Source organism: Parasediminibacterium sp. HNIBRBA5674, assembly GCF_056745525.1.
The window spans coordinates 13,228-25,915 of sequence record NZ_JBQWIE010000029.1; the positions used below are offsets into that span (position 1 = coordinate 13,228).

Genomic DNA, 12,688 nt, shown 5'->3' on the forward strand with positions numbered 1-12,688 from the left:
TTTTGTGTTGTACTTGATGGTGATGGTATTATCTTAAAAGTGTTACTGTACCTTCATGATAAATTGTATTACCATCTTTATCTACTGCCAACACTGTCCATACATAAGTATCTAATGGTTGTAATTGCCCATTGAATGTTCCATCCCAACCTTGGCTTATTAAAGATGTTTCAAATAACTTTTTGCCCCAACGATTGAAAATTCGGTACGATTTCAATTCTGATATGCCTACTGGTATAAGATATAACTTGTCATTTTGACCGTCCCCATTTGGCGAGAACACATTTGGTACATAAACCTTACGAGACTCGTGAATTCTCACCTTTAAGGTATCTAATGTAGTACATCCTGAAGGCACACCAATTGTAATTAAATACTCTTGTTCTTTACTAGTATTAATAGTTGGATTACTGATGAATGGATCACTTAAACCAAGTGAAGGTGACCAGGTATATTGATTACCAAAGTTTCTTGCTTGTAATTGTACATTATCGTTAATAGCTACATCCAATGTATTTTGACGTATAGCTGCTCGAGGTGCTTCAACCGGAACAACTACTGTAAAGCTATCAGAAAGGTTGCTACAAGTGTTAGACTGTACTTTTAACTTCACGCTATAACTACCAGCATTTGGATAAGTAAATCTTGCATTAGTAGCACTACTTGTGTTCGCATTGTTATCAGACCATGTGTAGCTTACTGCACCTGTTATATTTACCGTACTTGCATTGGTAAAGTTGATGGCTTTATTAGTACAATAACTATCGTAAGTAAAGCCTGCTTTTGGTGCCAATAATTGTGTAACTACCAAGCTACCCGTAGCGGGTGCTGTACACCCAAACGCAGAAGTAGCAATAGCAGTGTAAGTACCTATTGTAGTAGCTGCATACGTACTACTTGTTGCGCCACTTATAGGTGTACCATTTCTAGACCACTGATAGGTAGCAGCACCTGTAGCTGTAAGGTTGATAGAGTTGCCTGCACCACAAATAACTGTGCTAGCTGCACTGATGTTTGCCACAGGCAATGGATTCACCGTTACTGTGGCTGTACCTGCTACTGAATTTGAGCAGCTGGTGGCACTTGCATCTTTTACACTTACTAAGCTGTAAGCAAAACTACCTGCTGCACTGGTTGGTACAGATACTGTTACTGTGTTACCGCTTGTAGTGGTGACTGTTTGAGTAGTACCACCATTAACAGTATAGCTGAAAGTATATGGTGCTGTGCCTGCTGCACCTGTAAACGTGATACTTGGGGCTACAGCATTTTGACATACGGCTGTTGTACCTGCAATACTTGCCGCAGGCAATGGATTAACCGTTACTGTGGTAGCAGTTGATGTTGCTGAACAGCCATTGGCATTAATCACTGTAACTGTGTAATTACCACTTGTTGATGCATTGATTGAAGCGGTTGTTGCGCCAGTACTCCATAAGTAACTTGTGCCAGTACTTGCAGTTAATGTTACTGAACCGCCTTGGCAAAATGTGGTAGCACTTCCTGCACTGATACTTGCCTTAGGCAATGGATTGACTGTTACAGTTGTAGCAGTTGAAGTGGCAGAACAGCCATTAGCATTGGTAACCGTTACTGTATAATTGCCACTTGTTGAGGCATTAATTGAGGCGGTTGTTGCACCAGTACTCCACAAATAGCTTGTTCCTGTGCTTGCAGTTAATGTAACTGTACCACCTTGGCAGAATGTAGTAGTACTTCCTGCGCTGATAGTGACTGTTGGCAATGGATTGACTGTTACGGTTACACTAGAATTTTTAGTACAACCATTTGCATTAGTTACTGTTGCCGTGTAAGTAGTAGTACTTGCTGGACTTAGAGTTATGCCATTGCTAACTGCGCCATTGCTCCATAGCACAGTTGACGAACCATCTAAACCCGCTTCTGTTAAAGTAACACTTGAACCATTACAAATAATACCATCATTGTTGGTAGTACCTGATGTTTCTGCTATGGCGATACTCGTATTTGGTAAGGCATTTACCGTACCGCTCACTGCTACATTTTGGGTAGTAGCACCTGTACTAGCTACGGTAATATTGGCACTTGGTGTGCCTGTAGCTGTACTGGCTAATCTTGTGTAAACGGTAGTGTTAGCAACTGTACCGCTACTTTGTGTTAAGATAATACTACTACTATAACCACTAACCGATGCTAAACTTACCTCATAACCTGTTGGTGCTGTTATGATAATATCGTTCGTTAAGTTGCTACCTCCTACTGTAAAGCTTTGTGCAGCACTTACTGTACCTGAACACGTAATAAAGCCATTTAACGTACCTGTAGGTGTTACGGTAGCAATAGCTGGTGCTGCTACCATAACCGTAAATGGATTATCACTACTTATACAACCAGTAGTAGTGTTACGCAAACTAATATTAAAGTTATAGGTATTAGGTGAACTTGCTGGTGTAGCTACACTGATAGGGCTATTACCTAAAATCGCATTATTAACAGCCGTAAAACCACTCATAGCAGTAGGACTTGCGGCAGTAATACTATACTGATCTGGGCTGCCTGCAATTACATTAAAAGGCAAACTAAAGCTTGTAGCATTAGTTAATACGCTACTTACACTTCCTAAGGCAATACTTGGTAAAGCATTTACAGTACCGCTTACTGCAACATTTTGTGTGGTAGCACCTGTACTAGCTAATGTAATATTACCACTTGGTGAACCCGTTGCTGTACTCGATAATCTAATGTAGATATTAGTATTGGTTACCGTTCCACCACTTTGGGTTAACGTAACATTTGAATTATAACCACTACCTAAACTTAAGCTTACTTCAAATCCTGTTGGTGCTGTTATGATAATATCATTTGTTAAGTTGCTACCTCCTACAGTAAAGCTTTGTGTTGTGCTAGCTAAACTAGCACAAGTGCTAAAGCCATTAAGTGTACCCGTAGTTGTTAATGTTGGTGGTGCAGCTACTGTTACAGTAAATGGTACTGTTGCACTTACGCAACCAGTTGTACTATTGGTTACTAGCGCATTAAAATTATACGTACCTACGGCACTAGCTGGTATTGTTACATTTATTGGTGAGGCAGGCAGGGTGGCATTATTAACTGCAGTAAAACCACTCATAGCAGTAGGACTTGCGGCAGTAATACTATACTGATCTGGGCTGCCTGCAATTACATTAAAAGGCAAACTAAAGCTTGTAGCATTAGTTAATACGCTACTTACACTTCCTAAGGCAATACTTGGTAATGCATTTACTGTACCACTCACTGCTACATTTTGTGTGATTACACCTGTACTAGTTATCGTAATATCACCACTTGGTGAACCCGTTGCCGTACTCGATAATCTAGTGTAAATATTAGTGTTGGTTATCGTTCCAGCACTTTGGGTTAACGTAACATTTGAACTATAACCTGTACCTGAACTTAAGCTTACCTCAAATCCTGTTGGTGCAGTAATAGTAATGTCATTCGTCAAGTTGTTACCACCTACTATAAAGCTTTGCGCAGCACCTACTATACCAGCACAAGTACTAAAGCTTTTTAAATTACTGGCAACGGTAAGTACTGGACTGGCTGGTGCAACTATTGTTACCGTAAATAGATTATTATTACTTACACAACCTAAAGTACTATTAACAGCATTTAAACTAAAATTATAAGTACCAGCTGCACTTGCAGGTATTGTTACACTAATTGGCGAAGCTGACAGTGTTCCATTAATGACTGAAGTAAAGCCACTCATAGGCACTGGACTGCCAACAACTAAATTGTATTTATCTGGATTACCTGTAGTAGCTGTATATGGAATACTAAAGCTAGTAGCAGTTGTGGAAACACTACTAATGGTACCTAATGAAATGGTTGGTCGAAGATTTACAGTGCCACTTACTGTCACATTTTGTGTGCTAGCACCTGTACTAGCTATCGTAATATTACCACTTGGTGAACCAGTAGCAGTACTTGCAATTCTTATGAAGATATTAGTGTTGGCTATCGTTCCACCACTTTGGGTTAACGTAACACTTGAACTATAACCTGTACCTGAACTTAAGCTTACCTCAAATCCTATTGGTGCTGTAATGGTAATATTATTCGTCAAGTTACTACCACCTACCAAAAACCTTTGTGCTACACTTGCAATACCTGAACAACTATTAAAGGTTGTTAAAGCTGGTAGAATTCCAGATATATTAATAATTGGGCTTTCAGGTGCAGCTACCGTAACTGTAAATGGATTATTACTACTTACACAACCTGTAGTAGTGCTAAGCAAACTAATATTGAAATTATAGACACCAGCAGCGCTCGCAGGTATCGTTACACTAATTGGTGAGGCAGACAATGTTGCATTATTAACTGCTGTAAAACCACTCATAGCAGTTGGTGCGCCTGTAGTAATACTGTATTGATTAGGACTACCTGTGGTAGCTGAATATGGCAAGCTAAAGCTAGTTGCGGTGGTTAAGACACTGCTTACACTTCCTAAAGTGATGGTTGGTAAGGTATTTACAGTACCACTTACTGCTACATTTTGAGTGGTTGCACCTGTACTAGCTACCGTAATATTACCACTTGGTGAACCTGTAGCACTAATGCTCACTCTAGCATAAATAGTGGCAGAAGGAACAGTGCCTGAGGTAGGTGTAAAACTGAGATTATTTCCATAAGGACCATTAGGAAAAGTACTAATCTCGTAACCGCTTGGTGCAGTTATAATTAAGTTCGCTGTTAAATTACTACCACTCACCGTAAAGCTTTGCGCAGCGCTTGCTGAACTAGCACAAGTGCTAAAGCCATTGAGTGTGCCTGTGGTATTTATTACTGGTGCAGGGGCAGCTACTGTTACCGTGAATGGTACTGAACTGCTTACACAACCTGTACTACTATTTTTTAGCGTTACATTAAAATTATAGGTATTAGCTGCACTTGCAGGTATCGTTACACTAATAGGTGAAACGGGCAGTGAGGCATTATTGACTGCTGTAAAGCCACTCATAGCAGTTGGTGTACCTGTGCTAATACTGTATTGATTAGGACTACCTGTGGTAGCTGAATATGGTAAACTAAAACTCGTTGACGTGGTTAAAACACTACTTACACCACCTAAGGTTATGGTTGGTAAAGTATTTACCGTACCACTTACCGATAGATTTTGTGTGGTAGCACCAGTACTAGATATCGTAATATTACCACTTGGTGAACCTGTAGCACTACTGCTCACTCTAACATAAATGGTGGCAGAAGGAACATTGCCTGAGATAGGTGTAAAACTGAGTCTATTTCCATAAGGCCCATTAGCAAAAGTACTAATCTCGTAACCGCTTGATGTAGTTATAGTTAAATTCGCTGTTAAATTACTGCCACTCACCGTAAAGCTTTGAGGATCACTTCCTATACCTGCACATGCACTAAAAGCTCTGAGTGTGCCTGTGGCTGTTACTGTCGGTGAACCACCAACTGTAAGCATTATTGGATAATTAACACTCATACAACCTGACGCCCTATTTCTTACGGAAAAATTAAAGTTGTAAGTATTTGCCACACTTGCAGGTATAGTAACAGCAATGGGGCTCGCTGATAGAGTTGAATTTGTAATAGCTGCAAATGAGGACATTGTGTTTGGTGTGCTAGCTGAAATACTATACTGATTAGGACTACCAGAGGTGGAGGAATATGGAATACTAAAATTGGTTGCACTTGGCAAAACATTGGCAATTGTACCTAGTGTTATTGTTGGTATTACGTTGCCTAGGTCAGGATATAACGCCAATAAAGCAGCACCAAAGTTTGCATTAAAAGATGTTAAATTTTTAGTGATATTAGTAGGATCTACATCAACATTGGGGTATGTTGTATTAGTGATTAAATCGCCACCCACTACATATTTATTAATATTTTTATTGTAATCAAATGAAAAAAAGTTAGCTGAGTATCCTGTCAACATAAAACCCCATAAATACTCACCAAGAGAAGTAAACTTTACTACCGCACCACCCCAACTGGAAGGTGATGTAAAAGAACCACTAGAACCACTAGGGTCAAAATCGAATGTTGAAGTAAACGACCCGCCAATAACTATATTATTACAGGTATCAATACCCAAACCCATCGGTCTAGGCACTCTACCTGTTCCAGTTCCTTGCGTTGCAGTAGCCCATTTAAATACCCCATTATTATCATACTTACTAATAAAAGCTTCTGTTCCCTGATTTACAATAGTTATAATACTTGGCGAACCACCAGAAGTATTCATATCAATATTGTATCCAGAAATACCCCCTACTATACCACTAACAATTATATCGTTATTTCTATCTATAGCAACATTTTTTCCCTCATCAGAATATATACCCCCTATGCTAAAAAGAAATTGAGGCACTAAAGAATTATTTAGTTTCAATACAAACGCATCACTAAATTTAGCAGCTGTGCAGCTTAACGAACCACAAGTAAGAGTGCCACTATAAGTTCCTACAAAAAATAAATTATCGTTACTATCAACTTGAACATCATTTACAATTTCATTATTATTTGCGCTTGCACAGGTGATAGCATCTTGAAAAACACCAGAAGCATTGTATTTAATAATTGCAATATCATAAGGACCAATTGCAGTAAATACTTTACTTACACCACTTCCTGTTGTATTGGTTTCAAGAAAAGACGAACTAAATCTAGTAGCTAAATAAACGTTACCCGAATTATCTGTCACAACTTTTGTGCCTGCGTCAGCCGCGCTTCCTCCCACTGAATAAGCCCATTGATATTGCCCAGCACTATTATATTTAGCTATGAAAATATCAGTATTTCCATTGGATGTTAAGTTACGAACTGAAGTGGTACTAGGATCAAAATCAACAGTACCCCAAAATATTCCTGTAACATACACATTCCCATTTGCATCACTAGTTACAGCAGTGCAATTGTTTGAATTGGTTACTGCTGTACTACCACTTTGAGAAGAAAAGGGTACTACCCACTGAGCCAAACCACTGCTATTATATTTTGCTAAAAATCCATCTGCATAATTGCTATAAGCTGTTAGGTTCATTGCAGCACCCAATGGATTAAAATTGGTTGTGGCATTGAAGTTGCCTATCGTATAGGTATTACCTAAATTATCTAACTTAACCCCCCAAACAGTTTGCCCATAATTAGATGAATTAGCTCCAAAACGGAAAGCAAAATCTGGACTTTGTGGAGATGTTTGTGCATGTAACCCAATAGACAGAATAATGCAAGAAAGCACGAGCGTCAAAAATTTCATAGCAGTGTGTATTTATTAGAATCGCTATAAAACTCATTAATTACTTACAAGTGCTTGATGGCAAAGCATCGAACCACCTAAAAGACGGTAACGAAACGGGTATTTTAGGTAACGAAATTTTAAAAATTAATGGCTTACCACTATTTTGCAGTGCCTAAGATAGAAACAACCGTATGCAACCTACCCCTATTAAAATTATCATTATTGAAGATGAACAGATTTGGGCTACCCAATTAGAAGTAAGCCTTGAAAGTTTAGGCTTTAGCGTGGCAGCTGTATTTACCACCGCTACAGATACTTTAGCCAATATTGGTACTACCGAATTTGATATGGCCTTGCTAGACATTAATATGGATGGTAAAAATGTAGGTATTACTTTGGGTAAAATGATACACCACACCTACAACAAACCCTTTATTTTTATTACAGGCAGTACCGATATGCACACAGCCAATGAAGCCATAGAAGCCAAGCCTTCGGCCTACTTACTTAAGCCTGTAAACAATACGTCGCTATTTGTGGCCATTAACAATGCGTTACAAAACTTTCAAAACCAAGCAACAAGCACCATTAATACTACCAATGCTACTGATTTCTTTTTTGTAAAGCACGGCAATACTTATAAAAAAATAACTTGGGCAGATGTGGTGGCACTAGAATCGGAAAAAAAATATACCAAGATTTTAGTGCAAAAAAACACCAATACCTATTTGCTCAATAGTACATTGAAGAAAACGCAAGAAGATATTATTCCTAATAATCTTAAGCACAAATTTGTGCAAATAAATAGGGCTGAGCTAGTGAATATAGACTATGTAGACAGCCTAAAAGATAGTATTATTACCACCACACAAAAAACATTTGAAGCTACTGAAGGCTATGTTAAAGACTTGAAAAAAGCCTTACACATTACTAGCTAGTGGCAATTGAATGTAAAAATTGGTCCCCTCGCCTTCTACACTATATACCCATATTTTTCCATGGTGCGCTTCCACTATTTGCTTGCAAATAGATAAACCAAGGCCAAAGCTTTTTTCGCCTGCTGTACCTGTGCGCTTAATACTTGGTAAAGCTGTAAATACCTCATTAATATGTTGTGCAGGAATACCAATACCTGTATCGGCAACTGTAATGGTAGCAAACTGTTCATCATGTTGCAAAGTCACTGAAACAGTTGAACTTGTAGGGCTAAACTTGATGGCATTGGTAATTAAATTCACCATTACACGTTCAAAGTTGTCGTATACCAAAGGCAAAATGATATTACTATCGGTCAGTTGTAGTGTTATTGATTGCTGCTTAGCTTGCGCTTGATGCTGCGTAAGTGTTACTGTATGTTGCAATAGTTGATTAAGATTAACCTCTTGAAAATTAGTAGCTGGCGCCAAAGAATTTGCTTGTAATAATTGGTTGATTAATCCCAATGAACTATTGGCTGTTTTTTCAATTAACTGTAAATACTTTTCTTGCTTCGCATCTTCTAAGCCCGAATCAATCACGGTTTTACTCAATGCGGCTATGCCACTAATGGGGTTGCGTAAGTCGTGTGCTACCACACGTAAAATGCGGTCTTTGTCTTTATTGGCTTGTTCTAGTTCGGCCTTTTGTTCACTTACTTGCTGGTTAAGCAACAAAAGTGCGGCATTGGTTTTTCGTGATTTCTTAAAGTTGACATATACCAAGCCAATAATAATAAAAGAGGCAGCAATTAAACCAATGGTGATGTACAAATACAAAGTGCTTAACTGGTTATTTTTCTTTAGCAAACCAAGGTCTGCCTCTTGCTTTTTTAATTGTAAATCTTTAACGATATTGCTTTCTGCATCTTTCTTCTCTAAAGCATTCAGAGAGTCGTTCATTGCTACATACCGTTTGAAATATGGATAGGCTTTTTGTGGTGCATTAGCCACTTCATAATACTTAGCCATCTGCCTGTGATAGTTCAGTTCAGGCTGAATACTAGGCATGGTATCTAGCGCTTTGCGCAAATCCTGTAGCTCTATAAACATACTGTCGTACCTTTTCTTATCTGCATACATATCTATCAACCGCATTTGTACTAATTGTGCATCTCTTTGTTCGCAGCAGCCCTTAGTATTAATATCAATGCTTTGTTTACTAAGCAAAATAGCAGAATCTATAAGCCCTTTTTTGTGCAGAAGCTGCGCCATATTACCAAATACTACCCCTTTAGATTTGTTTGCTGAAGCCAAGCTACCCGCTCCAGTTTCCCTTGCACTAATATGATACTTATGTTTTTCCAATACATTAAGTGCATACCCATAATACACTAAGGCAGAATCTGTTTGCCCTAATTTAGCAAAACATAAAGCCACGTTATTAATATTACGTGCAGTAACATAATAGTCTGTATAGGGCTGTATAATCGTTTGCAAGTGCCAAGATTCTTTAAAGCTTTGTAAAGCTTGCTGAAAATTCTTTTGCTGATAAGCTATGTATGCTAATTGATCAGCAATGGCATACTGTGAAGGCAAATTGTTATTCTTTCTACTAAATTGCTGTACTTTAAAAAACAATGCATTTGCTAAATCAGGTTGATGTTTATTAAACAGAATAGCTGACTTGCTTAATAATAAACCACTGTAATATTCAGAAGCAGTTTTTTCTAATGAATGTTTTTCAATAAAACTAATAGCAGAATCGGTATACAATAAAAAACCATCTTCATCACCTTTATTTTGATAAAGTATTTTCTTTTTATCATAGTACTGCAAAGGCGAAAAGAAAGACTTATCTTTTTTTCTATAATACAACGAGTCTATTAAATGAATACTATTGTCAAATTCTCGTTTAGCCATTAAGTCAATAGCAGGATTCAAATAGTTGGCCTCACCAAATAAATGCTGATTAAATGCTTCTTTGCTAATAGTAGTTTGCTTACAGGAAATTAAACAAGATAAAACAAGCAGAAAATAAATGACTCTCATAAAAAATTAAGCAATTATTAGGATTTAGGTAAGCTCAGTACCATTATTAAAGACCATAAAAATAGTAGAGTTTTCATTTCTAAAAAAAATCTGTCTAATTCTTCTCATACACACTAGACATGGTATCTACTCAATAAAAAAAGCCACCTGCAAACAGATGGCTTAAATTTATTTTTATCTATTTTGATAGACTTATCCCTTCAACTTTGCTACAACATCTATATACTGCTGCATGGCAGCATCTTTAGTAGTACCTTTTAATTTTGCCCAAGCTTCATGCTTAAATTTAGCTACAAAGTCAAAAGTGCCACCGCTGTATTCTTCACTGTTATCACCTTCTGTGGCTTGCTTGTATAGCGAATAAAGCATTAATAAAGTATTGTTATCTGGCTTTTCGCTAAGGGTTTTACTTGTTGCTACAGCTTCTGTAAATTGATCTACTAAACTCATAGTAATGGTATTTTTATTGTAATTGTTGTAATTGTTTTTGTGCATCTTCTTTCATGGCAGCATCGTCAAATGTGCGGTTTGGCAACTTTACCATTTTGCTTAACACTTCTATTTGCTTGGCAGGCTTATCGTTGTCTTTATAAGCTTTGTTTAAGTAAAAATAGTTAACCATGTAGTAAGGCTCTAGCGTTTTACATTTTTCCATGTACATAATCGCATTATCTAAACTAGCTTCTGGTAAGCCACCGTAAAACAACTTAACAGCAGCCTTTTTAATGCCCGATAAGTTCACCATTTCGTAATGCCACCTACCTAATACAAAATAAGCTTTACCAAAGTTGGGATTAATGGCAATTGCTTTATCTGCAAATGCTTTGGTATCTTTTACATAAGCCACTATTTTCTTATTTTCTGTTTCTACCTCAGTCATTTTACCACTTGCCATAGCTAGGGCATAGTTTGCTTCGGCACTATTGGCATCTGCTTTTATAGCACGTTGTGCAAATGCTAATGCACTTTCAAAACTTAATCGCTTGTCGTTTTTGTTCTCTTGTCTGCCACCTATGCTGCAACTGAGTTCTGTCGCTTTTACCAATGCTTTTATACTCGCTGCATCATTGGCCAATATTTGTTTGTATTTTTCTAATGCTTCAGGTTCTTTAAAACTGCGCTCTAGGTTTTCAGCTTCTTTAAATAATACGGTATTGTCTTGCGCAAAAAGACCACCACTATAAGCTAATAAAAAGGCTAACAAGATTTGTTTCATACGGGTAATTCTCATTTTTTTAAGGAATAACTAACACCAACACTGCCATTAAAATCAGCAATAGGTGGTTGTAATTTTTTAATTGAAATAAACACTTCTTCGGCTAGCTGAAATTGTGCCAAAATTTGCGCAGCAATATCCATTACCAATGTTTCTAGCAAAGGCGTGGCTATTTGCATTCTATTGTTTAGCAAATTAAATACTTCTACGTAGTTAATAGTTTGTTCTATATCGTTTACCAATTGCGTTGGGCGATAATTCACAGTAATATTTACCTCAAAGTTGTTACCGTTTATTTGCTCATGCTTATACAAGCCATGATAAGCAAATAGGATAACATTATTTAAATGGATGGATAACACGCTTTAATTTGAAATTTGTGATTTGGAATTTGAAAGCTAGAATATCTAGTAACTAGCAACTTGTAATCAAAAGCTCTAATACTTTCTCACTCTGCCTGCACCTCTAAACCTTGGTTGCCAATATTTATCGTTAAGGTCGGTAATGGTAACGCCGCCACTAGTACTTGCTTGTAAAAATTTATTATTAGCTATGTACACACCTACATGTGATATAGCACGACCACTTGTATGAAAAAATACCAAATCGCCTTCTTTCAGGTCTTCTAAAGCAATATGTTCACTTTGGTCGTACTGTTCTTGTGCGGTGCGAGGCAGTGTAATACCATACACTTCACGCATAATAACACTTGTAAAAGCTGAGCAATCGATACAATTTTTGGTACTTCCGCCCATACAATATTTAGTGCCCCACCATTCGTCTATTTTTCTTAAAAGCTCTAAGTTATTTACGGTTTCTACCGCAGCATCCATAATAATTGCGTATTTTAACTGTAACCAATCGGCTTTTTCTATATTGCTAGATGTGGCTTTGAGTTTACTTTCTGTATATACAACAGGGCTATTGCTGAGGCCACTTGTTTTGTGTTGCGAGGTAATCATTTGCCCCGGACGCACTTCAATATTGTCTAAAAACGTGATTTTGTGTGGGGGATTTTTTTTTACCACAGGCTTGCTTGTTGATGCGTCTTTACTATTCATTTTACGTAACGAGCTACAACTACTTAATGCCACAACGCCTGAAATAATAACGAGCAAGTATTTTACATCTACTGTCATGCGGCAATGTAAAACGCATTATCACATACACCAAACTTCTTTGGAAATATTTTTATGTCTAAACGTGGATTTGGGTGAATTTTATTGATTTCTAATATATTTACGTAGAATTTTACTTAATACAACT

General features: G+C 37.5%; 7 protein-coding genes. 1 reads left to right on the top strand and 6 read right to left on the bottom strand.

The genetic code is table 11. From position 1 onward, the window contains the following. Positions 1-28: 28 nt before the first annotated feature. Entirely contained in the window at positions 29-7,258 is a 7,230-nt protein-coding gene (locus ACT9TX_RS13900; protein WP_481339111.1) for a T9SS type B sorting domain-containing protein, read from the bottom strand. 173 nt (positions 7,259-7,431) lie between these two features. On the opposite strand from ACT9TX_RS13900, the gene ACT9TX_RS13905 reads away from it, so the two are divergent. After that, positions 7,432-8,178: a LytR/AlgR family response regulator transcription factor gene (locus tag ACT9TX_RS13905; RefSeq protein ID WP_481339112.1), complete on the top strand. Its 747-nt coding sequence runs from the start codon at positions 7,432-7,434 to the stop codon at positions 8,176-8,178. Here the strand turns inward: ACT9TX_RS13905 and ACT9TX_RS13910 are convergent. The 5 genes from ACT9TX_RS13910 to ACT9TX_RS13930 form a co-directional block, all read right to left on the bottom strand. Beyond that, on the bottom strand, positions 8,161-10,206 hold the full coding sequence (locus tag ACT9TX_RS13910) for an ATP-binding protein (RefSeq protein ID WP_481339113.1): 2,046 nt from the start codon (positions 10,204-10,206) through the stop codon (positions 8,161-8,163). The genes ACT9TX_RS13905 and ACT9TX_RS13910 overlap by 18 nt on opposite strands. A 192-nt stretch (positions 10,207-10,398) precedes the next feature. Further along, on the bottom strand, positions 10,399-10,656 hold the full coding sequence (locus ACT9TX_RS13915) for an acyl-CoA-binding protein (RefSeq protein ID WP_481339114.1): 258 nt from the start codon (positions 10,654-10,656) through the stop codon (positions 10,399-10,401). Between the two features lie 13 nt (positions 10,657-10,669). Beyond that, positions 10,670-11,422 (bottom strand): hypothetical protein, encoded by a 753-nt coding sequence (locus ACT9TX_RS13920; protein WP_481339116.1) that lies wholly within the window; start codon positions 11,420-11,422, stop codon positions 10,670-10,672. 11 nt (positions 11,423-11,433) lie between these two features. Beyond that, on the bottom strand, positions 11,434-11,784 hold the full coding sequence (locus ACT9TX_RS13925; RefSeq protein ID WP_481339117.1) for a dihydroneopterin aldolase: 351 nt from the start codon (positions 11,782-11,784) through the stop codon (positions 11,434-11,436). A 75-nt stretch (positions 11,785-11,859) separates the two neighbouring features. Continuing rightward, positions 11,860-12,561 (bottom strand): C40 family peptidase, encoded by a 702-nt coding sequence (locus tag ACT9TX_RS13930; protein ID WP_481339119.1) that lies wholly within the window; start codon positions 12,559-12,561, stop codon positions 11,860-11,862. Positions 12,562-12,688 lie beyond the last annotated feature (127 nt).